This is a genomic window from Parvibacter caecicola (assembly GCF_003725335.1).
GTDB lineage: Bacteria > Actinomycetota > Coriobacteriia > Coriobacteriales > Eggerthellaceae > Parvibacter > Parvibacter caecicola.
Window position 1 is genome coordinate 1 of the sequence record NZ_QIBY01000007.1, and the last position, 24,722, is coordinate 24,722.

Annotated in this window: 20 protein-coding genes; 8 read left to right on the forward strand and 12 right to left on the reverse strand. The window is 65.1% G+C overall.

From position 1 onward, the window contains the following. Positions 1-657: 657 nt before the first annotated feature. Entirely contained in the window at positions 658-960 is a 303-nt protein-coding gene (locus tag DMP11_RS05425; protein ID WP_123185493.1) for an encapsulin nanocompartment ferritin-likeEncB family encapsulin nanocompartment ferritin-like cargo protein cargo protein, read from the reverse strand. A 253-nt stretch (positions 961-1,213) separates the two neighbouring features. Between DMP11_RS05425 and mnmA the strand changes: the two genes are divergently transcribed. Further along, a complete protein-coding gene (gene mnmA, locus DMP11_RS05430; RefSeq protein ID WP_214647022.1) occupies positions 1,214-2,368 on the forward strand; it encodes a tRNA 2-thiouridine(34) synthase MnmA in 1,155 nt (384 codons plus the stop codon). A 271-nt stretch (positions 2,369-2,639) separates the two neighbouring features. Beyond that, the gene (locus DMP11_RS05435) at positions 2,640-3,593 is read left to right on the forward strand and encodes a DMT family transporter (protein WP_123185494.1); all 954 of its coding nucleotides are present in this window, start codon (positions 2,640-2,642) and stop codon (positions 3,591-3,593) included. Between the two features lie 107 nt (positions 3,594-3,700). Here the strand turns inward: DMP11_RS05435 and DMP11_RS05440 are convergent, their stop codons facing one another. From DMP11_RS05440 to DMP11_RS05450, 3 genes are all read right to left on the reverse strand, one after another. Further along, on the reverse strand, positions 3,701-4,276 hold the full coding sequence (locus DMP11_RS05440) for a hypothetical protein (RefSeq protein WP_123185495.1): 576 nt from the start codon (positions 4,274-4,276) through the stop codon (positions 3,701-3,703). Between the two features lie 12 nt (positions 4,277-4,288). Then, a complete protein-coding gene (locus tag DMP11_RS05445; RefSeq protein WP_123185496.1) occupies positions 4,289-4,489 on the reverse strand; it encodes a helix-turn-helix transcriptional regulator in 201 nt (66 codons plus the stop codon). A gap of 109 nt (positions 4,490-4,598) precedes the next feature. Then, on the reverse strand, positions 4,599-6,746 hold the full coding sequence (locus tag DMP11_RS05450) for a Tex family protein (RefSeq protein WP_123185577.1): 2,148 nt from the start codon (positions 6,744-6,746) through the stop codon (positions 4,599-4,601). Positions 6,747-6,867: 121 nt separating this feature from the next. On the opposite strand from DMP11_RS05450, the gene proC reads away from it, so the two are divergent. After that, positions 6,868-7,698 carry a pyrroline-5-carboxylate reductase gene (gene proC, locus DMP11_RS05455; protein WP_123185497.1) on the forward strand — a complete coding sequence of 277 codons (831 nt, stop codon included), beginning with the start codon at positions 6,868-6,870 and terminating at the stop codon, positions 7,696-7,698. Positions 7,699-7,864: 166 nt separating this feature from the next. On the opposite strand, the gene DMP11_RS05460 is transcribed toward proC, so the two are convergent. After that, positions 7,865-9,067, reverse strand: a complete 1,203-nt coding sequence (locus DMP11_RS05460; RefSeq protein WP_170155476.1) for an aminotransferase-like domain-containing protein — start codon at positions 9,065-9,067, stop codon at positions 7,865-7,867. Positions 9,068-9,387: 320 nt separating this feature from the next. Between DMP11_RS05460 and DMP11_RS05465 the strand changes: the two genes are divergently transcribed. After that, positions 9,388-10,368, forward strand: a complete 981-nt coding sequence (locus tag DMP11_RS05465; protein WP_123185498.1) for a helix-turn-helix transcriptional regulator — start codon at positions 9,388-9,390, stop codon at positions 10,366-10,368. Between the two features lie 49 nt (positions 10,369-10,417). Here DMP11_RS05465 and DMP11_RS05470 read toward each other — a convergent pair whose 3' ends face one another. The 4 genes from DMP11_RS05470 to DMP11_RS05485 form a co-directional block, all read right to left on the reverse strand. After that, entirely contained in the window at positions 10,418-11,299 is an 882-nt protein-coding gene (locus DMP11_RS05470; RefSeq protein ID WP_123185499.1) for a sensor histidine kinase, read from the reverse strand. A 9-nt stretch (positions 11,300-11,308) separates the two neighbouring features. Beyond that, a complete protein-coding gene (locus DMP11_RS05475) occupies positions 11,309-12,235 on the reverse strand; it encodes a hypothetical protein (RefSeq protein ID WP_123185500.1) in 927 nt (308 codons plus the stop codon). Beyond that, complete coding sequence (locus DMP11_RS05480) at positions 12,228-13,151, reverse strand: ATP-binding cassette domain-containing protein (RefSeq protein ID WP_183621471.1); 924 nt, start codon at positions 13,149-13,151, stop codon at positions 12,228-12,230. Before DMP11_RS05480 ends, DMP11_RS05475 begins: the two co-directional genes overlap by 8 nt. 106 nt (positions 13,152-13,257) lie before the next feature. Beyond that, positions 13,258-14,028, reverse strand: coding sequence for a response regulator transcription factor (locus DMP11_RS05485; RefSeq protein ID WP_123185502.1), 771 nt, complete (start codon positions 14,026-14,028; stop codon positions 13,258-13,260). Positions 14,029-14,934: 906 nt separating this feature from the next. Between DMP11_RS05485 and DMP11_RS05490 the strand changes: the two genes are divergently transcribed. Both DMP11_RS05490 and DMP11_RS05495 read left to right on the forward strand, forming a co-directional pair. Then, positions 14,935-17,301: an ABC transporter ATP-binding protein gene (locus tag DMP11_RS05490; RefSeq protein ID WP_123185503.1), complete on the forward strand. Its 2,367-nt coding sequence runs from the start codon at positions 14,935-14,937 to the stop codon at positions 17,299-17,301. Next, positions 17,298-19,169 carry an ABC transporter ATP-binding protein gene (locus DMP11_RS05495; RefSeq protein WP_235869404.1) on the forward strand — a complete coding sequence of 624 codons (1,872 nt, stop codon included), beginning with the start codon at positions 17,298-17,300 and terminating at the stop codon, positions 19,167-19,169. Before DMP11_RS05490 ends, DMP11_RS05495 begins: the two co-directional genes overlap by 4 nt. A 12-nt stretch (positions 19,170-19,181) precedes the next feature. On the opposite strand, the gene DMP11_RS05500 is transcribed toward DMP11_RS05495, so the two are convergent. From DMP11_RS05500 to DMP11_RS05510, 3 genes are all read right to left on the reverse strand, one after another. After that, entirely contained in the window at positions 19,182-20,915 is a 1,734-nt protein-coding gene (locus DMP11_RS05500; RefSeq protein ID WP_123185504.1) for an ABC transporter ATP-binding protein, read from the reverse strand. Positions 20,916-21,126: 211 nt separating this feature from the next. Next, on the reverse strand, positions 21,127-21,813 hold the full coding sequence (locus tag DMP11_RS05505) for a hypothetical protein (protein ID WP_123185505.1): 687 nt from the start codon (positions 21,811-21,813) through the stop codon (positions 21,127-21,129). A 6-nt stretch (positions 21,814-21,819) separates the two neighbouring features. Next, positions 21,820-22,764: a DUF364 domain-containing protein gene (locus tag DMP11_RS05510; RefSeq protein WP_211236155.1), complete on the reverse strand. Its 945-nt coding sequence runs from the start codon at positions 22,762-22,764 to the stop codon at positions 21,820-21,822. 132 nt (positions 22,765-22,896) lie between these two features. Between DMP11_RS05510 and DMP11_RS05515 the strand changes: the two genes are divergently transcribed. Continuing rightward, a complete protein-coding gene (locus DMP11_RS05515) occupies positions 22,897-23,940 on the forward strand; it encodes a FecCD family ABC transporter permease (RefSeq protein ID WP_123185506.1) in 1,044 nt (347 codons plus the stop codon). Next, complete coding sequence (locus DMP11_RS05520) at positions 23,937-24,716, forward strand: ABC transporter ATP-binding protein (protein ID WP_123185507.1); 780 nt, start codon at positions 23,937-23,939, stop codon at positions 24,714-24,716. Before DMP11_RS05515 ends, DMP11_RS05520 begins: the two co-directional genes overlap by 4 nt. Positions 24,717-24,722: the final 6 nt, after the last annotated feature.

The following is a 24,722-nucleotide window of genomic DNA, read 5'->3' on the forward strand; positions in this document are numbered from 1 at the left end:
GGAATTGGGGAGTGTGGGAACCTCTGTCTGGCAGAAATAGGCGCCTATTCCTGCCAGACAGAGGTTCCCACACTCCCCAATTCCCGCGGGTGGCAGAACTAGGGGCGTATTTCTGCCACAAGCCCTCTGCGTTGCCCCGTTTCGCCGTCCCCTGCCAGAAATAGGGCCCTAATTCTGCCAAACAGACCACGCCCTGCCCGGACTAGCAGGGTTATCCGGGCAGCAGGGCCTCGGGAACGCCTTCGCCCCCACGCCCTGCCCGGACAAGCGGGGTTATCCGGGCAGCGGGGCCTCAAGAAGGGGCTCGTACCCATGCATTGGCCGGACTAGCGGGGTTGTCCGGGCAAAACACGTTCGAGCGACGCCTCGCACCCGCGCCCTGACCGGACAAGCGGGGTAATCCGGGCAGGAGTGCACCAGAAACGGGGACGGGGGCGCGCCTTGCCCGGACTAGCGGGGTTATCCGGACAGAAAGGCGGCGGGAGTCACATCCGGACGAGGCATTCGGGGCGCGACATCCAGAGCAGGACATCCGGGGCGGGGGCGCACCGGACACAAGGGGGGCAACGAAAAGGCCGGCGCTTGGGCCGGCCTTTCGGGATTCTCATTGAAACTGCGATTGACTCGCTGCTGCTTGAATCGCTTGGAGGGCTTGGGTTACTTGGACTTCTTGTCCAGCATAGCACGCACTTCTTCGCGGCCCTCGTCGTGCAGTCCCTTCTCATCGGGGGCCAGGCGCTCCAGCAGTTCCAACAGCTCGCCCATGTGCTCGCGCTCTTCATCGCGAATGTCGGACAGCACCTTCTTGGCGTCCTCGTTGTCGGTGGCCTGCACGTGGGCATCGTACTCGTGAATGGCCTCAAGCTCGCCCACGATGTCCTGGCGAATGGCGTTCACCAGCTCTTCGTCCGTCAATTTGCGGGGTACTTCCATCACAAACGGGTTGGAAAGAATAGCCATGACAGCTCCTTTCATCGGGCAGCTCCGTTACAGGATCCGCCAACTGATTACCAGCAAGATTGCCCAACCTCAAACGACAAGCCATCCTCAGCGGGCGTATGCTTTTATGCTAAATTGCGCTGAAGCTCAACACCACCCCAGGTAACCACCATGAAAGAAAGTTGTTGGCCCCCCGACAATGGCTCCCGCAGACAGCAAGGTTGTGGTACCTTAGGGCACCGTTGTTAGCCCCTCTCGCCGCCCAAGGAGCCCCGTGACCAAACCGCGCCACACATCCGCTGATGCTCCCATCCGTGAAAACCCTCCCACCTCAGCCTCGGGGGAGCGCGTGCTTTCAGCCATGAGCGGCGGGGTAGATAGCTCAGTGGCCACACTACTGCTGCTGGGGCAGGGCTTTCAGGTAACGGGCGTCACCATGAAGCTGTTCGACAACCAACTGCTGCCGGAGGGGCAAGAATCCACCTGCTGCTCGCTAGACGACGTGGAAGACGCGAAAGCGGTGTGCCGGCGGCTGGGCATCCCCCATTTCACCCTGAACTTCAAAGAGAAATTCGGCGCCTGCGTGGTGGACCCCTTCTGTGAAAGCTACCTGAACGGCGAAACCCCCAACCCTTGCATCAACTGCAACCGCTACCTGAAGCTTGCCGGACTGCAGCAACGGCGCCGCGAGCTGGGAGCCGCTTACGTGGCCACCGGCCATTACGTGCAGCGAGCCTTCGACGAGCAAACTGGTACCTGGCAGCTGCTGCGGGCGGCAGACGCGGCGAAGGACCAAAGCTACGTGCTGTACCACCTCACCCAAGACGACCTGGCCCATATGCTGTTTCCGCTGGGCGGCCTGGAGAAGCGCCAGGTGCGCCAACTGGCGGCGGAAAACGACTTCGTGAACGCCGAAAAGGCGGAAAGCCAAGACATCTGCTTCATCCCCGATGGCGATTACAGCCGCTTCATCCAGCGGCACATGCCCGATGCGGCCCGCCAGCGCGGTTTCGCCCCCGGCCCCATCGTGGACGAAACCGGTGCGGCGCGCGGACAGCACAACGGCCTGGCCCGCTACACCGTGGGGCAGCGCAAGGGCATCGGCATCGCCAACCCCGTGCCGCTGTACGTGACGGGAAAAGACGTGGCCCGCAACCAGCTGTTGGTGGCGCCGCGGGACGGGCTGCTGGCCCAGGAGGTGCGGCTGCGGGACGTGAACGTGATTTCCGGCGATTACCGCCCCCGCGCTTTCGGGGCCACGGTGAAGCTGAGCTATCGCCAGCAGCCGGTGGCAGCCGTAGTGCAGCTGCTGGACAACCGGGAAGCGCTGGTGTGCCTGGAAAACCCGCAGGTGCGGCCGGCGCCGGGCCAGGCGGTGGTGGCCTACAACCGCGATGCCGTTATTGGTGGCGGCACGGTGAGCGCATAGGGCCCGCGGTGCCTCGGCCGCCCCCTCGGCTGCCCTTTTTGTGCGGTTCGCGACTGCTTGGTTTGCCCCAGCCGGTGCGGCCAGCTTGGCCGAAGTCACTCCCGAACGGCCCAGCCGTCCCAACCCCCTCACCCGACAAGCCACACCCAACGCCAGCACCCCGTCGCACCCGGCCGCAGGTTGTGCTGCTCTTGCAACTTTCTTCAAGCACGCCTTCCCCTTAGGCCCTATCATAGGCCCGTTTGGAGAAGGGAAGGCAAGCGCCAACGTTATGAAGTACCACCTGATTGCATTTGTGACCGTGGCCGTCTGGGGCCTTACATTCGTTTCCACCAAAGTGCTGCTGACCAGCTTTTCGCCAGTGTGGATTCTGTTCCTGCGCTTTGTGGTGGGGTTTGCAGCATTATGGGTGCTGTGTCCGCGGCTTCTGAAGCTGAAGCAACGGCACCATGAGTGGCTGTTCGTGGCGGCCGGGCTTTCCGGCATCACTTTCTACTACCTGATGGAGAACGTGGCCCTCACCTACACCACCGCCACCGCCGCAGGGGTTATCATTGCGGCATCGCCCCTGTTCACTGCATTGCTGTCGGCCGTACTGGGGGATCGGCGCGCCATCAACCCCTGGTTTTTCACCGGCTTTGCTGTGGCCATGGCGGGCCTGGTGGTGGTGTCGGTGGCCACCGGCGGCCCCGAAGCGTCCCACGAAGCGGCGACCAACCCGGCACTGGGGGATTTGCTGGCGCTGGGGGCGGCGTTCGTATGGGCCGTGTACTCTGTAATCGTACAGCGCATCTCCGACCTTGGCTACGAAACCCTCGGATCTACCAAGCGCATCTTCTTTTGGGGACTGCTGTTCATCGTGCCTGCAGTGGCGCTGTTCGCCGGCCCCTTGCCCGCCCCCGACGTGGCCTTCCAACTGCAAAACTTGCTGAACTTCGCTTTCCTGGGGCTGGTGGCCTCGGCCGCCTGCTTCGCCATCTGGGGTTTCTCGGTGAAGCACCTGGGGCCCACCGTAACTACCACCTATATATACATGGTGCCGGCCATCACTGCCACTGCCTCGGCCCTCATTTTAGGAGAGCCCTTTACGGCGACCATCTTCTTGGGGCTTGTGCTCACCATCAGCGGCCTGTGCCTGTCGCAGAAGGGCTCGGCCGGCAAAGCAGCGAAAACGGGCGAACCCACCGCCCCAGCCAGCGAAGAGCACACCGCCGACCTGGGCTAACGGCCCCGTGGGACGGCCACGGGCGCCGACCCTTGCGCCAACGCGACGTCTCCGTGCACTGCCGCAACCACAAACGGCAGCCGCGGCCACGGCGGCGGCCGGCGCCGTCAGTCGTCCAAGCCATCTTCCAGCTGGGCCTCCAAGCGCTGGCGCCGCTTGATGGCCTCACGAAACATCAACCCCATGAACACGAATGTAAGCACGTACACCATCACGAAGAACACTACGCCCACGGCGATGTCCCCCAGCCACATGACGTTCTGGATTCCCACAATCTGCACCTCGGCCAACATGCGGAAACCGACGGTGAGCACCCCCACCACAGTGGCGGCGATAAAGGCAGATGCCACCACGATGTCCCACGGGATGGCGTCGGCCTGGGCATAGCGGGCATGCTCCGATACGATGCCGGCACGGGCCTGCAGCACACAGGGCACCAGCAGGGCCACAATGGTCACCACCATAAGCAGTTCGTACAGCGGCATCACCCGCTGGCCGGCGGCGGTATACAGCTCCACTTCTGCCACGCTGGCCACCTGGCTGACGATAACACCGTAATAGATGCACAGCAGGCACCCCACCGTGAAAATAGCGTAGCCCACCCTCATGTACCGGCCCGACTCCGCCTCCAGTCGCTCGTCCTTCGGCCCCATGAACTCATTGTATTTCCTGATCAGATCCATAACCATCTCTCCTTACTCCCAGAACAGATCATCGAGGGTTTTCCCCAACGCCTTGCAGATGGCCCGGCACAGCTTCAGGCTGGGGTTGTAGCGGCCGGCCTCGATGAGGCCGATGGTCTGCCGCGTTGCCCCCACCTGGGCAGCAAGATCGCCCTGGGAAAGCCCGCGCTCCAGCCGCGCCATCTTCACCCTTACATTTTTTTCGTCTGCCATAGTTCCTCCGCGGATGCAAAATATATATTGCAAATGGAATATATATCTTACACCCACGAGTGTCAAGGAGAATTTCCCACAGGGGGAAAGGGACGGGGAACGCCACAGACTAGCGGGGCTCCACCATGGAAAGGGAGATGCGGCCGCGGTCTTTGTCCACCGCTTCCACCCACACGGTTACGGTGTCCCCCACCGACACCACGTCCATCGGGTGCTTCACAAACCCATCGGCCATCTTCGAGATGTGCACCAGGCCGTCCTGCTTCACGCCGATGTCCACGAACGCGCCGAAGTCCACCACATTGCGCACCGTGCCCACCAGCGAAAGCCCCGGAGCCAGGTCGTCCACCGACAGCACCGCGCGGCTGAACACCGGCGCCGGCGCATCGTCGCGCGGGTCGCGGCCCGGTTTTTCCAGCTCGGCCACAATGTCGCACAAGGTGGGCAACCCCACCTCCAGCTGACGGCTTAGGGCCACCATGTTGCCCAGCCGCTGCCGCAGCCCCGGCACGCCGCCGCGGGCCACTTCTGTCGTCGGCACCCCCGCCAGTGCCAGCACCTGCCGCGCCACGCCGTAGCTTTCCGGATGCACACCCGTGGCATCAAGCGGCTCTTTCCCGCCGTTTATGCGCAGGAAGCCTGCGCAGTTCTGGAACGCCTTGGGCCCCAACTTCGGCACCTTCTTCAATTGAGTGCGGCTGGTGAACGGCCCTTTCTCCTGCCGATAGGCCACGATGTTGGCGGCTACCGCAGGCGTGATGCCGGCGATGTAGCTCAACAGGCTGGCGCTGGCAGTGTTGAGGTCGGCCCCCACCTGGTTCACCACCCGCTCCACCACGCCTTCCAGCGTATGGGCCAGCTGCTTTTGGTCCATGTCGTGCTGGTACTGCCCCACCCCGATGGATTGGGGCGGAATCTTCACCAGCTCGGCCAGCGGGTCTTGCAGTCGGCGCCCCAAGCTGAGGGCGCCGCGGGTGGTCACATCCAAATCCGGGTGCTCGCGAGCAGCCACCTCCGACGCCGAGTACACCGACGCCCCCGCCTCATTCACAATGGTGTATTCCACCGGCCGGTGGTATTCGGCCACAAACTGCGCCACCACTTCCTCGGTTTCGCGGCTGGCGGTGCCGTTGCCCACCACGATGGTGTTCACGGCGAAGCGGTCGGCCCATTGCGCGAGCGCTCGCTTCGTCTCTTCCACTTGGTTGCGGGGCGGCGTAGGAAACACGGTGCCGTGGGCCAACAGCTGGCCGTACTCGTCCAGCACCGCCACCTTGCAGCCGGTGCGGTACCCCGGGTCGAGCGCGATGATGCGCGCGCCCTTCACCGGCCGCTGCCGCAGCAGCGCTTCGGTGTTCTTGGCGAATACGTTCATGGCGTCCGCCTGCGCCTGGGCCGTCAGCTGGTTGCGGGCATCGCGGGCCAGCGCCGGCGCCGCCAGCCGCTTGTAGCCATCGCGGATGGCCGCCTCCATAACATCGCGCCAGGGGCTCCTCCCCCGCAGAAAGCGTCGCTCCAGCCGCTGCACCGCCTCCGCCTCATCGGCGCTCACCGTCACCCGCAGCTTGCCCTCCGTCTCGCCGCGGTTCAGCGCCAGCACCCTATGGCCGGGGATGCGCCGCAGCGGTTCGGAGAAGTCCACGTAAGGGGCGAAATCCCGCTGGGCTTCCTCCCCCACCCCCTTGGCGACGATGGAGCCAGTGCGCTGCACGAAGCCCCGCAGCTCTTCGGTGGCGTCCGGGTGATTGGCCACTTCTTCCGCCACGATGTCGGCCGCCCCCTGCAGCGCCTCCTGCGGGGTGGCGAAGGCACTGCCGGCGCGGGCGAACCGGGCCGCCACCGCCAACGGATCGCACGGGGGCGCCCCCTGCGCCCTCATCTGGGCCGCCAAGGGGCCAAGCCCCGCGTCCCGCGCCTTCGACGCCCGCGTGGCGCGGGTTTTCTTGAAGGGCTTGTACAGGTCTTCCACCCGCTGCAAAGTGGTAGCTTGGGCCAACGCCTGCCGTAACTGGGCGGTGAGCGCGCCCGCCTCCTCCACCGCGGCCGCCACCTCCTGCTTGCGCGCCTCCAGCCGCTGCAGGTAATCCAGCCGCGCCTCCAGCGTGCGCAGCTGGCCATCGTCCAGGCCTCCGGTGGCCTCTTTGCGGTAGCGGGCGATGAAGGGAATGGTGCAGCCATCCGCCAGCAGATCCATCACCGAGCGCACCTGCTCGGGGCGAATGCCCAGCTCTTCGCCTAAAAGCACAGCTATGTCCATGTGAAACCTCGCGATGCCAGGGGAAATTTCCGTTTGGGCAATTATAGCGAACGGCCCCGCGGCGCCCCGGCCGCCTTCTTGTATACTGGCCTTCATCTTCACTGAAACGCAGGAGGCTTCCATGAAAATCGGGTTCATCGGGTTGGGCAACATGGCCACCGCCATCATCGGCGGGCTTCTGGCAAAAGGGATGGCCGCAACTGGCGAAGACGGGCCGGCCATCACCGCCGCCGACATCATCGGCTCGGCTAAAACCCCCGAAACCTGCCAGGCCCAGGCGCAGCGATTCGCCATCGCCACCACCACCGACAACCGGGAAGTAGCCACCGCGGCCGATGTGCTGGTGCTGGCGGTGAAGCCGATGTTCTTCCCCGAAGTAGCCCGGGAAATTGCCGGCACGCTGCGAGAAGACACACTGGTGATCAGCATCGCCGCCGGGCTTACCGTGGAACGCATCGCCCAGCTGTTCGGCCGCGATGCGGACAGCTTCCGTCTCATGCGCTGCATGCCCAACACCCCGGCGCTGGTAGGGGCCGGCTGCACCGCCGTGGTGCGCGGCCCCGGCGCCACCGACTCCGACGCGGCCCTGTGCACCCGCCTCATGGACAGCTGCGGCCGCACCATCCTCATCCCCGAGCGCCTGATGGACGCCGCCAGTGCTGTGGCCGGCAGCTCCCCCGCCTTCGCCTTCATGTTCATCGAGGCGCTGGCCGATGGCGCCGTGGAAGCCGGCATGCCCCGCGCCCAGGCCTACCAGTTCGCCGCCGCCGCCCTGGCCGGCAGCGCCCAGCTGCTGCTGGAAACCGGCCAGCACCCGGGCCAGCTGAAGGACATGGTGTGCTCGCCCGGCGGCACCACCATCGAAGGGGTGAAAGCGCTGGAAGACGGCGCCTTCCGCGCCACCGTGATGGACGCGGTGGGCGCCTGCGTAGAAAAAGCCCGGCAGCTGTAGCGACAAAGCCGCAAGCCTGCGCTCCGCCGCCGCGCTCTCGCGCCCCTCAGCCGCGCCCCCGCGCCCCGCAGCCGCGCCCATCTCCCCGCATCAACCCAAAAAAAGAGGCGGCCCGCCAAGGCCGCCTCTTCCGTTTCCGCAAACTCACGCTCCGCGCGCGCCGCCCTCACGCCTCCTGGGCCGCCAGCTCCTCGGCAATCACTTCGCCCAGGCAGCGGATGCCGGCCCGAATGGTTTCCTCATCGGCGTTGGTGAAGTTCAGTCGCATGGTAGAGCGCTTGCCCGGCTCAGCGTAGAAGGGGTCGCCAGGCACGAATGCCACGTTGCGCGCCAGCGCCTTATCGAACATGTCCATGGTGGAAATGCCCTCCGGCAGCGTAACCCACAAGAACATGCCGCCCTGGGGCTTGGTGAACTGCACTTCCTCGGGGAAGAACTCCTCCATGGCCTCCACCATGGCCCGCGCCTGGCTGCGGTACAAATCGCGAATTTTCACCAGGTGCTCGTCCAGCTGGTGATGGGTCAGGTAGTCGTACACCACGTACTGCGAGAACACGTTGGTGTGCAGGTCGGCCGCCTCTTTCGCAATGGAGATGTTGGCCAGCAGCTCGTGGTCTTTCGTGAGGATGTAACCCATGCGGAAGCCGGGGGTGACCGTCTTCGAGAACGAGCCCATGATCACGCCGTGGGGCAGCTGGGTGCCGCCGATGTAGGGCAGCGATTCCCCTTCGAAGCGCAACTCGCCGTAGGGGTCGTCTTCCACCACCACGATGTTGTAGCGGCTCAGCACCTCGCGCACCTGGGCGCGCCCCTCGGCGCTGTAGGTGAGGCCGGTGGGGTTTTGGAAGTTGGGGATGAGATAGATCATCTTGGCGCCCGCCTCCAGCGCCGCTTCCAGCTCGGCGGTGTTCAGCCCCTGGTCTGTGAGCTCCACCGTGCGAAACACCGGCTGGTTCAGGGCAAATGCCTGGATGGCGGCCAGATAGGTGGGGTTTTCCACAATCACGCCGTCGCCCTTGTCCAAAAGCACCTTGCCCAGCAGGTCCAGAATTTGCTGCGAGCCGGTGGTAATCAGCACGTCCTCCAGCACGTAGTCGGTGCCAAAGCGCGTGTTGTAGCGGTCGGCCACCCACTGGCGCAGCTCGTCGATGCCAGCCGTGGCGGAGTACTGGAACGCCGCCGCGCCCTTCTCGGCCACCACCCGCTGCATCGATTCCAGCAGCGCCTCTTGCGGGAAGGAAATGGGGTTGGGCAGGCCGCCGGCGAAGGAAGTGACGTCGGGGTCGGAAGCGGCTTTCAGGATGCTGCGCACAAACGACGGAGGGGTGTTCTTGATGCCATCGGAAAGCAGCTGGTCGATTTCGCTCATAAGGGGGTTCCTTTCCCGGATTGTTCTCTCGGAAAGTTGTTATACCACTGCGAAAAACATATTCCCCGGGATTTCGGCGTAGGCGGGCCGAAGCGCGGCGCTGCGGCCCGGGCCGGCGGTGGAGGCTGAAGCGACGGGGCAGGGACATTGCAAACCGAAGCACGGCGCTGCGGGGCAAACGTCGCACCCGCTGCCGGCCGAAGCGCGGCATCGCCGCCTCCGCCGCCGGCCGCTTCAGTCCAGCCCGCGCCCCGTGCATTAAAATGGTGCGAACCGCGCTTCCGCGCCCTTTCCGCCCCTGAGCATATACCGAGGTGCCCATGGCAAACAATGCGAAGTCGAAGCTGAAAACCCTCTACCTGCGCCAGATTTTGGAACAGGAAACCGACGTCGACCACGGCCTTTCCATGCCGCAGCTGATAGAACGGCTGACGGAGCTGGGCATCCCCGCCGAACGCAAGGGGGTGTACCGCGACCTGAACACCCTGCGGGAATTCGGGGTGGACGTGCAAACGCTGCCGCGCCGCCCTGTGGAATACGCCATCGTGCACCGCGGCTTCACACTGCCCCAGCTGATGCTTCTGGTGGACGCCGTGGAGTCGTGCCGGTTCCTCACCCAGGCCCAAGCGCGGGCCATCACCACCAACCTCACCCTGCTGGCCAGCGACCATCAGCGACAGCAGCTGGCCCGTCGCATCCACGTGGCGGGGCGCACCACCGGCGCTGCCAGCGGCGTATTCGAGGCCATCGACACCCTGCACGAAGCCATGCGGCTGGGGCGGCAGGTGCGCTTTTTGTACTACCGCGTGGACGGCGCCGGCAAACGGCGCCCCACCCAAAGCGGCCGCCCCCATCAGGTAACCCCGGTGGGCATCTCTTACGCCGACAACTACTATTATCTCACCGCCTGGAGCGACACCCACGGAAACCTCACCGAGTTCCGCATCGACCGCATGGGGAAAATCGAAGTGACCGACCAGCCCGCAGCGAAGAACGAAACCATCCGCCACCACCGTTTCCAGGAAGACGAGTACGTCAGCTTCGGCCGTTTCGGCGGCGAGCCGGCAACTGTCACCTTCGCGGTGGCTCCGGGGAAAACCGAGATCATCACCGACCGTTTCGGGAAAAGCGCCCAGCTGTTCCCCCAGGAAGACGGGTCGGCCAAGGCGGTGGCGAAGGTGCGGGTGTCACCCCAGTTCTTCGGATGGGTGGCCGGACTGGAAAACACCGTGCGCATCGCGGCGCCGGAAGCGCTGCGGGACGAGTACTTCGCCTACCTGAAGGGGCTCATGGGCGAGTAGCCGGCCGTCGGGCCAGCCCTCCGCGCCCCAAGGCCGCGCCGGCAACGCCCTAAAGGGCAGGGGCGGGAAACTCCAGCACCAGCTGGAACGCACCGTCTTCCACCTGGGCAGACGCCTGCACCCCCATGCCGTCGCAAAGGTTCTTCACCACCGCCAGCCCCAAACCGGCGCCGGCGCTGCCGCGGGAGGCATCGCCCCGGTAAAAGCGCTCGAACACGCGGGCGGCATCGGGGCGCGCCCCTTCCGGCAGCCCGTTGCGAAACCGCAGCGCGCGTCCTTCCCGCACCACCGAAAACGGCGGCGCCCCGTGGGCCAGGGCGTTTCCCACCACATTCTCGAACACGCGGGCCAGCGCGTCGCCGTCGGCCATCAGCGGCAGGGGCTCTTTCCCCAGCGCCACTTCCGGCTGCCAGCCACGCTCCTCGAACACGGGGAAGTTGCCCAGCAGCACCTCCCCCAGCACGGCCACCGCATCCACCTGGCCCGCCGGCGCGCCGTGGGCCGCCATGCTCTGGGTATAGGCGAACAGCTGGTCCAGCAGCCCCTGCATCACTTCAAGCCGCGCTTCGGCCGCCCGCAGATACGCCTGCTGCTGGGGCCCCGCCTCTTCGTCGGCCGCCAGCTGCAGGTAGCCCTTTGCCCCTGCCAGCGGCGTGCGAATGTCGTGGGAAAGGCTGGCCAGCCCCTGGTGGAACTCCCCTTCGCGCGCCAGCGCCGCCGCTGCCTCCCGCCGCCGGGCGCCTATCCGCTGGTTCACCGCGCCCACCAGCCCTTTCAGGCCTGGCAGCGGCAACGGGGCGGAAAGCAGCAAGTTGCTGTCTTCGGGCAGCTCCCGCAAAAATGCCGTCACTCGCATCAGCTCGCGAGCATACAGGGCCGCCACGGCCACCAAGCCCGCCAGCAACACCGCCGCCACTGCCGCCGTTGCCATTCGTTCCTCCTACTTAACGTCGCGTTTGCGCAGCACCGCCATGGCAAACGCCACTGCCACCGCTGCGAACAGCAGCCCCACCAGCGCCGCCTGCCCCGCCGGCGTAACGGCCGCGAAGGGCAGCGCATCGCTGGGGGCCAGCAACCCCTGGGCGCCATGGGCCAGAGAGCCCACCTGAAAGCTCAAGGTCCAGGCGGTCATCTTCTCCAAAAACGGCAGGGCCTTCGCAAGCAGCAGCATCAGCTGGGTGATGAAAGCGCCGGCCATCCCCGAGGATACCACCACCGCCCAGGCCACAACGCCGCCCTCGTTTCGCACCAGCCACGCCACACAAGCGGTCAGCAGCCCATAGGCGCTGTACAGCAGCCAGGTAAGCGCAAGCACCAGCAATATGTCGCCCGCGCTGTTCGCCTCCAGGTAGCTGAAGCCGAACATGGCCATAAAAGCGGTGGAGCAGCCGGCGCAGAGCAGCAGGCAGAACCCTTGCACCAGCACCACCAGCAGCATCTTCTCAAGGTAGTAATTGCGGCGCCCGCGACGGTTCATGGGCAGGCCCTTCACAAAGCCGCTGCGGAAATCCCGCACCAGGTAAATGCCGATGAACATGCTGCCGATGAGGCCCAGAAGGCCACCGCCCAGAAATACGTTGCCCCACATGGAGGTAAGGCTCTCCAGCTGCCGCGCCGCGAGGGACCCCAGCTCGGCAATGCCCTCCTGCATGTCCGCCTGCGCCTCCTGCACCTCTTCCACACTCAACGTGGGGTCGTTGGCAACCTTTGCCATGGAGTCTTCCATGAGGTGGATGAACCCTTCCGAGCTCACCCACGCCATTACCCCTGCCACTGCCAACAGCACCGCCACCACGGCAATGGCGAAACCCCAGAACAGCCGCGTGTGCACCATGCGGTACAGATCTGATTTCAGCAGGTTAAACATGGCGCTTACCCCCTTCCATCAGCTCCACGAAGAACTCTTCGATGTCCCGCCGCGTTTCCGTCAGTTCCAGCACCGTGGCGTCCATCGCCCGCAGCGCCTGAGCCACCGCCGTTGCCTCGAAGGGACCGCTGATGCGGATGGTGCCGTCCGGCTCCATGAGGAAGCGGCAATCGGGAAACCGCTGCTCCAGCTGCGCCAGCGTCACGTCCGGCTGGGTGGTGCGCACCGCCAAGCTGTCGCCGCAGGCTTGGCGCACCTCCTCGGCGGTCATTTCCCGCACCATGCGGCCGTCGGCAATTACGCCGTAGCGGGTAACCATGCGGTCTAGCTGCTCCAACACGTGCGAGCTCACCACCACCGTCACCCCGAACGACTCGTTCAGGCGCATGATCAGCTGGCGCAAATCGCGGGTGCCTTCCGGGTCAAGCCCGTTGAAAGGCTCGTCCAGCAGCAGCAAGTCCGGCGAGCCCAAAAGCGCAAGCCCAATGCCCAGCCGCTGCTTCATACCCTGCGAAAAGCCCTTGGCGCGCTTTTTGCCCGCCGCGGAAAGCCCCACCCAGCGCAGGATTTCCTGGCTGCGTTCCTTCGCATCGGGAATGCCCAGCGCCAGCGCCTTCACCATCATGTTGTCGTAGGCGGAAAGCTCCCCTAAAATGCCGGGGCTTTCGATCAGCGCCCCCACGCGGCTTTCCGCCACGCCCGGCGCTCCCTGCCAAGCGGGCCGGCCGAACACCAGCACCTCCCCCTCGGTGGGAGCCACCAGGCAAGTGACCATCTTCATCACCGTAGATTTGCCGGCACCGTTCTTCCCCACAAAACCGTAGATGTCGCCCTTGTGCACCTGCATCGAAAAACCATTCACCACGCGGCGCCCGCCGTAGGCTTTGGCCAGGCCGCGCGCTTCAATCGCGTACACCGTGTTCCTCCTGTCAACCTCTAGGGACCGCTCCCTTTTCGGGACCATTGCCCCTTCAGTGTGGCGGCCCGGTTTTGGGAATTCGCCGTGAAAGCTTCAAGAAAGTTTAAAGATTGTCCGGAGGAACCAGCCGAAAGCCCAGTCCCCACACCGTTTGGATGTAGCCGTCAGTGCCGGTGGGCTTCAGTTTGGTGCGCAGGTTGGACACATGGGCGCTGATGGTGCTTTCCTGGCCGCCGTAGCATTCGCCCCACACGTGCTCGTAGAGCGCCTGCTTGCTGAACACGCGACGAGGATGGCGGGCCAAAAGCTCCACCAGGGCAAACTCGGTGCGGGTGAGCTCCAGTTCTTCGCCGGCCACCCGCAGCACGTGGGCGGCGGGCAGCACTTCCCACTGCCCTATCGCCAGGCGCTCTTCGGAAGGCAGCCCCGAAGCGGACGACCAGACCGGGGCCGGCTCATCGCCCTGGCCCTTCGAAGCGCTTAGGGTTGCAGTCGCCTGTTGCCCGCCGCGCCGCAGCTGCACCGCCACCCGGGCCGACAGCTCGTCCAAATCAAAGGGTTTCACCAGGTAGTCGTCGGCACCCATGGCAAGCAGCCCCACCTTGTCGGCCACTTCGCTGCGGGCGGAAATCACCAGGATAGGAGTGGCATTGCCGGCGCCGCGCACCAGCCGCACCACCTCTTCGCCATCAATTCCCGGCAGCATGAGGTCGGTTATCACCAGGTTATAGGACTGCGCCTGCAGCAGCAGCCGCGCCTCGGTGCCGGAAAACGCCGCCTGCACATTGTGGCCGTCGCGTTTCAGGCGCGTGCACACCACGTCGTTGATGGCGGCGTCGTCTTCCACCACCAATATGTTCGCTGAATTAGCCATGGGGCCATATTACCCATTTCCACCCAGAAGACCAGCCCCGCCCCTGCCACCGACCCAGGGGCCCGGCCTCGCTTACTCCACCGACCCAAGGCGCCGGCCCCGCTTCCTCCATCAACCCAAGGCGCCGGCCCCTCTCCCGCCATCAACCCAGGGATTCGGCTTTACTCCCTCCACCGATCTAGGGGGTCCGACTTTGCTCCCTCCACCGATCCACAAAGTCAGTTCCTCGCCCGCCGTCAACCCAGAAGGCCGGCCCCGCACCCGTCATCAACCCACAAGACCAGCCCCCTCCTCTTCACCCCCGCCTGGCGGAACCAGCCGCCTAGTTCCGTTGGACACACCACCAGCCTGGCCCGCCATCGCCCTCCTGGCGGAAATAGCCGCCTAATTCCGCCACAGGGGCACCGGAACTCGGAATTTCACTCGGCTTTGTCCATGGCTCCTCGGAAAAGAGGGGGTTTTGACGCCGGCATTGCCCTCCTGGCGGAAATAGCCGCCTAGTTCCGCCAAGCGGGGCGGCTGACCTCGGAAATTCGGGAGGTTTTGCCACCGGGGGCCAGGCCGTGGCGGAAATAGGGCGCTAATTCCGCCAGAAACGCCGCAACAAGTCTGACCCACCGTCGCTGTGGTGGAAATAGCCGCCTAGTTCCGCCACGAGGGCGGAATCGCCCCGCGCCATACCCCCGGAACCCATCTGTTTAGCATCGAAGCAAAAACCGTTCTCGCCTTTTGCGCGGCGTCTCGCTACCATTCTTCCCTGTAAGAAACACCGAGTGAAAAGCGAAGAGCCATGGTTCCATACGCAAGCCCCCATTCCACCGCAACGGTGGCCGGCGCAGCGCACGCCGCCACCCTCCCTGCGTCCCAAGCTCCGTCGTGCGCCCAGGCCCGAGGGGGTGATGGGGCGTGAAGCTGCTGCGGTTTTTCAAAGGACACGCCCTTGCGGTTGCCATTTGCGCGCTGTTGCTGGTGGTGCAGGCGAACCTGGAGCTGTCGCTGCCCAACTACATGAGCAACATCGTGGACGTGGGGCTGCAGCAAGGGGGCATCGACAGCCCGGTGCCCGAAACCATCCGCGAAAGCGAGCTGGCCAACCTGCAGATGTTCATGACCGAGGCAGACGCCAATACGGTGCAGGAGGCCTACGGGCAAGAGAAAGACGGCGTGCTCACCTACGAAGGCACCGCCGAAGAAGGCCAGGCCAGCGGCCGCATCAGCGAAATCATGACACTGCCGGAATGCGTGGTGCTCTCCCTCGAAGAAGGCATAAGCCCCAACCAGCTGGCCCACACCGATCTGAGCACGGCACTCTCGGAAGACGACCTCGCGAAGCTGGCCGCCACCCCCGACGGCGCCACGGCCGCCGCCCAGCTACAGCAGGCGCTGGCAGCCCACGACGGCAAGCTGACGCTGGAGGCGGTGCGCATCCTGTACGACAACGGCCTGGTCACCCGCGACCAGCTGATAAGTGCCGCCAACGCCATGAACGACGCCCTGGGAGAAGTGGGAGGCCAGATGCTGGCGCAGCGGGCCATCAGCTTCGTGCAGCGGGAATACGAAGCCCAGGGCATCAGCCTCACCGACGTGCAGAACCAATACCTGGGGCACATGGCCCTTATCATGTTCGCCCTGTGCCTGGGCACGCTGGTCACCACGGTGGCCGTAGGGTTCGTGGCCAGCCGCACCGCCGCCCGCATTGCCCGCGACACCCGGAAAACCCTGTTCAGCCGCGTGATGAACTTCTCCCCCACCGAGGTGGGCCGCTTCAGCCAGGCATCGCTCATCACCCGCAGCACCAACGACGTGCAGCAAATCCAAATGGTGTGCGTGATGCTGCTTCGCATGATCATGCTGGCCCCCATCATGGGCATCGTGGCGTTCATCCAAGTTACCGCCACTCACTCAGGGATGGAGTGGATCATCGGCGTGGCGCTGCTGGCCATCTTCGCCGTGCTGGGCATTCTGCTGGGCACCACCATGCCCAAATTCAAGCGGATGCAAAGCCTGGTAGACCGCCTGAACCTGGTGTCCCGCGACATGCTGGACGGCCTCATGCCCATCCGCGCCTTCGGCCGGGAGCGCTACGAACTGCGCCGCTTCGACACCGCTTCCACCAACCTCATGAAAACCCAGCTGTTCGTGAACCGCGCCATGGCCTTCATGATGCCGGTGATCATGCTGGTGATGAACCTGGTGACGCTGCTCATCGTGTGGGTGGGCGCCCAGGGAGTGGACGTGGGCACGCTGCAGGTGGGCACCATGATGGCGTTTATCACCTACACCATGCAGATTGTGATGAGCTTCATGGTGCTGGGCATGGTGGCAGTGATGCTGCCGCGCGCCCAGGTGGCGGCCGAGCGGGTGGCCGAAGTAATCGATTGCCCGCTGTCCATCGAAAGCCCCGCGGCACCCGAGGCCCCGGCGGCGGGCAGCCCCAGGGGCGTAGTGGAATTCCGCGACGTCACCTTCCGCTACCCCGACGCCGAGCGACCGGTGGTGCGTAACGTGAGCTTTTGCACCGAAGTCGGCAAAACCCTCGGCATAATCGGCTCCACCGGGTCGGGCAAAAGCACACTGGTGAAGCTGATCCCCCGCCTGTACGACGCCACCGAGGGCAACGTTCTCATCGACGGCACCGATGTGCGAACCATGGAGCTGGCCGACGTGCGGCGGCGCATCGGCTACGTGCCCCAGCAGGGCTTTCTGTTCTCGGGCACTATCGAAAGCAACATCAAGTTCGCCAACGAAGCCATAGACGACGGCCAGATGCGCCATGCCGCCGAGGTGGCCCAGGCCATGGAGTTCATCGAAAAGGAACCGGATGGGTTTGAAACCCCCATCGCCCAAAAGGGGGCCAACGTGTCCGGCGGCCAACGGCAGCGGCTCTCCATCGCCCGCGCGCTGGCGGCCCAGCCGGAAATCCTCGTGTTCGACGACTCATTCTCGGCGCTGGACTACGCCACCGACGCCCGCTTGCGGGAGGCGCTGCGGAAAGGGGCCGGCAACGCCGCTGTGGTGATTGTGGCGCAACGGGTGGCCACCATCATGCAGGCGGATGAAATTTTGGTGCTGGAAGCCGGCAACGTGGTGGGGCGCGGCACCCATCGCCAGCTGCTGGATTCCTGCGAAACCTACCGCGAAATTGCCCTCTCTCAGCTTTCCGCCGCAGAGCTGGGGCTGCCGGAAGAGGCCACGACCGAAGCCGTACGGGCCGAAGCCGCCGAGGCCGTCGCCGGCCCCGCCTCTGCCCAGGAAGGGGGTGATGCCCGATGAGCACCGCAAACCAAACGCGCACCGCAGCGCCCGCCGCCCAACACCCCGGCCCCATGCCGCGGGGCCCCATGGGCCACGGCCGTCGCGGCCCGGGCGAGAAGCCCAAAAACTTCAAAGGCACCCTGAAACAGCTGATAGGCTACCTGCGCCCTCACACCGTTGCCCTCATCGGCGCCGTGCTGATGGCCGTGGCCTCCGTGGCCTTCAACGTGGTGGGCCCCGACATTTTGGGACAAGTGGTAACCAAGCTCTTCGAGGGGCTTACCGCCAAAGTGCAAGGCACCGGCGGCATCGACTTCGACGGCATCGCCCGCATCATGCTGATGCTGCTGGGGCTCTACGCCGCCAGCTCCGCCGCCCAACTGGCGCAAGGCTTCCTCATGACCGGCGTCACCCAGAAAATCTGCTTCCGGCTGCGCGGCCAAATCGCCCAGAAAATGGCGCGGGTGCCGCTGTCCTACTTCGACAGCCACGCCAAAGGCGACGTGCTGTCCCGCATCACCAACGACGTGGATACCCTGTCCCAGTCGCTGAACCAAAGCGTCACCCAGCTCATCACTTCCGTCACCCAAATCATCGGCGTCACCATCATGATGTTCAGCATCTCTTGGCAGCTGGCGCTGGTCACGCTGATCACCGTGCCGGCGGCGCTGGTCATCGTCACCATCATCGTGAAGCTGTCCCAAAAGTGGTTCGTGCGACAGCAGGCGCAACTGGGCGTGGTCAACGGCATCGTGGAGGAAGATTTTTCCGGCCAAAACGTCATCCAGGTGTTCAACCAGGCGCCGGCGGCGGTGGAGCGCTTCCAAGAAGAGAACGAACGGCTGTACGAGAGCGCCTGGGAAAGCCAGTTTCTCTCGGGGCTGATGATGCCGCTGATGCGACTGGTGTCCAACATGGGCTACGTGGGCGTTGTGGTGGTGGGCGCGCTGCTGGCCACCGCCGGCCGCATCACCGTGGGCGACATCTCCGCCTTCATGCAATACGTGCAGAACTTCACCCAGCCCATCACCCAGCTGGCCAACGTGTCCAACACGCTGCAGGCCATGGCCGCGGCGGCGGAGCGCATCTTCGAGTTTCTGGCCGCACCGGAAGAGGAAGAGCCCGCCGCCCCGCAGCTGCCGGCCAGCCGCCGCGGCGCCGTGGCGTTCGACTCCGTGCAGTTCGGCTACAGCCCCGACACCCCGGTGATCGAGCACTTCACCTGCGAAGTTGCCCCCGGCAGCACCGTGGCCATCGTGGGCCCCACCGGTTCGGGCAAGACCACCCTCATGAAACTGCTGCTGCGCTTCTACGACGTGCAGGAGGGCAGCATCCAGGTGGAGGGGCTGGACGTGCGCCAGTGGGATCGCCGCGCCCTGCGGGAAGACTTCGCCATGGTGCTGCAGGATTCATGGCTGTTCGAGGGCACGGTCCGCGAGAACATCCGCTACGGGCGCCTTGACGCCACCGATGCCGAAGTGGAAGCAGCGGCCCATGTGGCCCGCTGCGCCGAGTTCATCGAAACGCTGCCCGGCGGCTACGACTTCGTAATAAACGAAGAGGCCTCCAACGTCAGTCAGGGGCAGCGGCAGCTGATCACCATCGCCCGCGCGGTGCTGGCCGACCGGCCGGTGCTCATTTTGGACGAGGCCACTTCCAACGTGGACACCCGCACCGAGTCGCTGATTCAAGATGCCATGGACCAGCTGATGGAAAACCGCACCAGCTTCGTTATCGCCCATCGCCTTTCCACCATCAAAAAGGCCAGCGTGATTTTGGTGCTGCGGGACGGCGACATTGTGGAGAAGGGCACCCATGAGCAGCTGCTGGCCCAAAACGGGTTTTACGCGCAGCTGTACAACGCCCAGTTCGAGGGCTGCGAATAACGGACCGAAAAGCTACCGGCACAGGGCCGCCACGTCCGCTGCGGTCACGGCGTTTTCAAACACGCCGCGACTCATGCGGCTGGCGGCCGTGGTGTAGAAGCTGTTGCCGCAGAAGAACTGCCGCGGCGCGCCCTGGGCCACCACTTCCCCGTTGAACATCAGGGCCACCTGCGTGGCCCATTGGGCGCAGAACTCCACGTCGTGGGACACCATCAGCACCGTGGCCCCCTGCCGGGTAAGGCGCTGCAGCAGCTGCCCCAATTGCTGCTTGAACGCAGCGTCCATCCCCTTGGTGGGCTCGTCCAGCAAAAGCAGCTGCGGTTGGCACAGCAGCACCATGGCAAGCGCCGCCCGCTGCAGCTGGCCCCCGGAAAGATCGGCCGGATGGGCCCCCAAAAGTTCTCCCAGCTGGCAGAACTCCACCACGCGCCGCAGCTCATCGGCGGCGGAGGGGCGCGCTTCACCTGGCATCGGAGGTGCCTGCCGCCCGGCGGCCGCGCAAGGCTGGCCGCCCTCGATGCCCGTCAGCACCTCCCGCAAGCAAGCCTCCACCGTATCGTGGGCCATCAGGCTCAGAGGGTCTTGGGGAAGGCAGGCCACCGCACCGCGGAACAGGTGCGCCGGCTTCCAGTTTTTCAGGGGGCGCCCCAGCACCTCCACCGAGCCCTGTTGGGGCTTGGCTATGGCGCAGGCGGCCTTGAGCAGGGTGGATTTTCCCGCTCCATTGCCCCCCACCAGGGCAAACAGGCTGCCGGCAGGTACGGTGAGGGCGGTGCCGCGCAACACGTCCGGCTGGGTGCGCTGATAGCGAAACCACAGGTCGCGCACCTGCAGGGCCGGGGGCGCCGCAGGTGCGGGCGACTCCGCCGTGGGAAGAGCCCGTATTGTGGGCGGATGGGCCTGGATGCGCTCCTCCAGCCACTGACGCCCTTCCCTCACAGTGAGGGGCATCTCCCGACCGTTGCCGAGGGTCCCTTCCCCCTCCACTGCGAAAGCCACTTGCGCCGCCGTGGGCATGGCCGCACGGATGGGGCTTTTATCCCGAAGCAGACGAGCCGCCACGGTTCGCGGATGCCCCGCCGCCGTCACGGCCCCCGCCTCCAGCACCACCGCCGTGTCGGCCGCCGCGAGCACTTCTTCCAGCCGCTGCTCCGCCATCACCACCGTGGTGCCCAGCTCGCGATTCAGCCGCGCCACCGTGGCCAGAAACTCCCCAGCGGCGATGGGGTCAAGCTGGCTGGTCGGTTCGTCCAGCAGCAGTACATCGGGGGCCATCGCCATCATTGCGGCCAGGTTCAGCAGCTGTTTCTGGCCGCCCGAAAGCTCGGCCACGTCTTTGTCGAACCAGTGCTGAATGCCGAAGTAGCTGGCCATTTCCGCCACCCGGGCGCGCATCACCGGCTGGGGGGTGCCCAGGTTTTCCAGCCCGAAGGCCAGTTCGTGCCACACTTTGTCGGTGACGATTTGGGCATCGGGGTTCTGCATCACGAAGCCGATACGGGCCGCTTGTTGCCGCAGGGGCATATCTTCCAGGGGAGTGCCATCGAGTAGAATTCGGCCAGACAGCTGGCCATGGGGAGCCAGCACCGTTTTCATCAGGCGCAAAAGCGTGGTCTTGCCGCAACCGCTGGGGCCGCACAGCACCACGTAGCCGCCCCGCTCTACCGAAAGCGAAACCTCGCGCAAAGCCGGCCGCTCCCGGTCGGGGTAGCAAAAACTCACCCGCTCAACATCAATCAGCGCCAAAACACTCCATCCTTAACGGCCCAAACGCAATGCCCCTATTGTAAGCAAACCCATGACCCGGCATGACAGGGGACGGGGATAACGTCAGGTTTTGCTGAGGGCGGTCGCGCATAGGTGACAGGGGGACGTACGCTTTTGACACACGTCGACGCGTGTCAAAAGCGTACGTCCCCCTGTCACCCAAAAGGAGCGCATCCTGCAAAACCTGACGTTATCCCCGTCCCCTGTCATGGGCGAAGGCTTGCAGCACTTGTTGCTTGGATGCGGGGGTGGGGCCGATGAGGGCGGCTGAGCCCCAGGCGGGCTCCAACAGGTGGCGGGCTTCTGGCAGCAGGTAATCGCGCACCACCACCAGCACGTGGGGGAAGGCCGCGCTCGGGCCTTGCTGCAGCAGGGCCACGGCCGCCGTGAGCCCCTCCCCCTTCCACAACTCCAAGCGCCCCAGCTCGTCCACCACCAGCAAGCGGGGGCGAACGGGGGCGCAAAGGCCCTCTGTTGCAGCGGCCGCCGACTCGCAGGCAGCATCGGCAGCCGCCAGCCTGCAAGCCTCCGCAGCCAGCTGCTCAAAATGCTCGTTCACCTGCCCGATCGCATCGTCGAATATATGCCACGCCAACTGCGCCCGCGCCGCTTGGCTGCCCTCGTCAAAGCTTCCTTCCGCATGGGCCAAATCCCGCCGGCGGGCAAAGGGCACGTGCCGGCCCTCCGGCAGCAACAGGTTGTCGATGCCCAGCTTCTCATAGCCGTTGGCGTCAGCCTCGGGTCCCGCCGAGGGCACCCACTGGCCCGGGGCCACCACACCGGCCGCCCCTACCCCGACATCGGCCAAGGCGGCAACCAGCCCTTCCAGCCAGCGGGTTTTCCCAATTTGCACATCGCCGGTGAGCAAAAACAGCATGGGCGCCTAAGCCTCCGGCCGCTTCAGGGCAGCCATGGTAAGCGCTTCGCCGAAAAACTGGCCGGCGCCGTTCTTCACGGCAAAGGCGGCCTTTTCGGGGTCGGCCACCACACTGCCCGCCAGCATTTCAACGCCCCACTTGAACAGGAACGGAGCCATCACCACGCTGGGGCCCACCATGATGGTCTTGGCTCCCTCGGCCAAATCCAGCAGCCGCGGTGCCGTTTTGTTGATAAGGGTAACGCCGGTCATGAACAGGTAATTGGCGTCCGGGATAACGTACTCGCACGCAGGGTCGGGCACGTCGTTGGCTTGGCTGCAGCGGCGCTCCAGCACCGTGAGGCGAGCGTATTCCTCGATGCGCTCCACATGGGGGAAATGGCCCACCACCACTACCGACGCATCGCCGGCAGCAGCGATTTCCGGGCGCCACATCTCGAAGGCATCCATCTTGCGCACGGTGCCGTCCGGCACCTCCACCGCCGCATCGTAGATGCAGCCCAGCGGATCTAGCAGCGCCCGCTGCGAGTACCAGGCGTTCAGGGCCGCCACCCCCAAGCTGGCCTCCTCAAAGCACCACGACTTCGCCAACTGCGCCACCTCGCGCAAGGGCTTGCCGCGCAAATCCCCCGCGTAGCCGCGCTTCGCCCCACCGGAAGTGGTGAAGCTCACACCGGTGCCACTGTCGGCCGTCACATACGACCAGTGGGTGCCCAGGCAGTAGTCCCGCACCGCCACGTCCTCGGGGATGCCGGCGATCAGATGGTTGTACAGCCGCCAAGGGCCGCACGGGCCGTCGGTGCCAGGGAACGCGATGGCACCCGGCGCCCCGGCGCTTCCGGCAGCGGCGCTCGTCCCGGCCCCCGCGCACTCTGCGGCGGCATCCGCCCTGGTGCCGGCACCCTTCCCAAGGGCATCCGCCCCGCAACGGCTTTCGTCAGCGCATCCCATGGCGCCCTCCCTTCCTGAAAGCCGCGCGCAAACGCAGCTTCTTCGTCGTTTGCTCCCATGGTAGCCCTTTATACTCATTTGTGCATTATTTTTTCTTGCATATTATTCTCATTTGTGGATATACTACGGAGCATGGCCCCTCAAACCAACATAAAACCCGCCCTCTCCGTCGCCGCCCGCCGGGCCCGCGGCATCTTGCTGGGGCTCGCCATCTTCACCGTGGCGGTGGCGGCCATCTCCCTCATGCTGGGCCGCTACCCCATCAATCCCGGCGAAGCGGTGGCCATGCTGGTGAACCAGGTGCTTCCCCTTGACCAAACCTGGACTGACCAGCAGGCCACCCTCTTCTTCCACGTGCGACTGCCCCGCATCCTGCTGGCCCTGATGGTGGGCTGCTGCCTGGCGGTGGCGGGCGCCGCCTACCAGGGCACTTTCCAAAATCCGCTGGTATCCCCCGACATCCTGGGCGCCAGCCAAGGAGCCGCCTTCGGTGCCGCCATGGCCATCCTGCTGGGGCTCAGCTCGCTGCTCACTTCCGCTTTTGCCTTCGCCTTTGCCCTGTTCACCGTGCTGTTAGTGCTGCTCATCAGCGCACGGGCGCGGGGCAACCACATGATGGTGGTGGTGCTGGCGGGCGTCATGGTCAGCTCGCTGTTCCAGGCGGGCGTGTCCTACGCCAAGCTGGTGACCGACCCCACCGATGAACTGGCCGACATCACCTACTGGCTGATGGGCAGCCTCACCGGCGCCAGCATGGAGAAAATCGCGCTGGTGTTCCCCGTCATGCTTATCGGTTGCGCGGTGCTGTTCGCCCTGCGCTGGCGCATCAACATCCTCACCATGGGCGACGACGAAGCCGCCACCATGGGAGTGAACGCCCGCCGCACCCGCATCGTGGTCATCATCGCCGCCACCCTCATCACCGCCTCCAGCGTGTGCGTCACCGGCATGATCGGCTGGGTGGGCCTGGTAATCCCCCACCTGTGCCGCATGCTCATCGGCGCCGACTACCGCCGCCTCATCCCCGCCTCCATGATGATGGGCGCATCGTTTCTCCTGATAGTGGACGATATCGCCCGCCTGGCCACCACGGCCGAAATCCCCATCGGCATCCTCACCGCCTTCGTAGGCGCCCCCTTCTTCCTGTACCTCATCACGCGGAAGAAAAAGATATGAGCATCGAAGTGACCAACCTCAGCTTCGCCTACGGCAACCGCGAGGTGCTGCGCGATTTGAACTTCTCCATTCCCGACGGCTGCCTGGTGAACGTGCTGGGTCCCAACGGCGTGGGCAAGTCCACCCTGTTCCGCTGCATCTTGGGGCTGAACCCCCACTACAGCGGCTCCATTCTGGTGAACGGGAAGGATCTGCGCGCGCTGTCGGTGCGCCAGCGGGCCCGCGAGATTTCCTACATCCCCCAGTCCCACGCTTCAGTGTACGACTACGAAGTGATCGACGTGGTGCTGATGGCCACCGGCAGCGAGCTGAAGCTGCTGGGCACCCCCGGCCCTGAACAGCTGCAACGGGCCCACGCGGCGCTGGAGCGCATCGGCATCGAGCACCTGGCCCATCGCACCTACACGCAAATTTCCGGCGGCGAGCAGCAGCTGGTGCTCATCGCCCGCGCCCTGGCCCAAAACGCCCGCACCATCATCATGGACGAGCCCACCAGCGCGCTGGACTACGGCAACACTGTGCGGGTGCTCTCCTGCGTGCGGCAGTTGGCCCGCGAAGGGCTGTCCATCGTGCAGTCCACCCATAACCCCGACCACGCCTTCCTTTACTCCGACCAAACCATGGTGCTCAGCGAAGGGCGACTGCGGGCCTTCGGCGACCCGAAGGACGTGATCACTTCCGAACTCATCTCCGAGCTGTACCACGTTGAGGTGGAAGTGAACTCCCTCTATGGCGACAAGGTGCGCGTGTGCGTGCCTCTAAGCGAAGTAGATTAGCCCCGA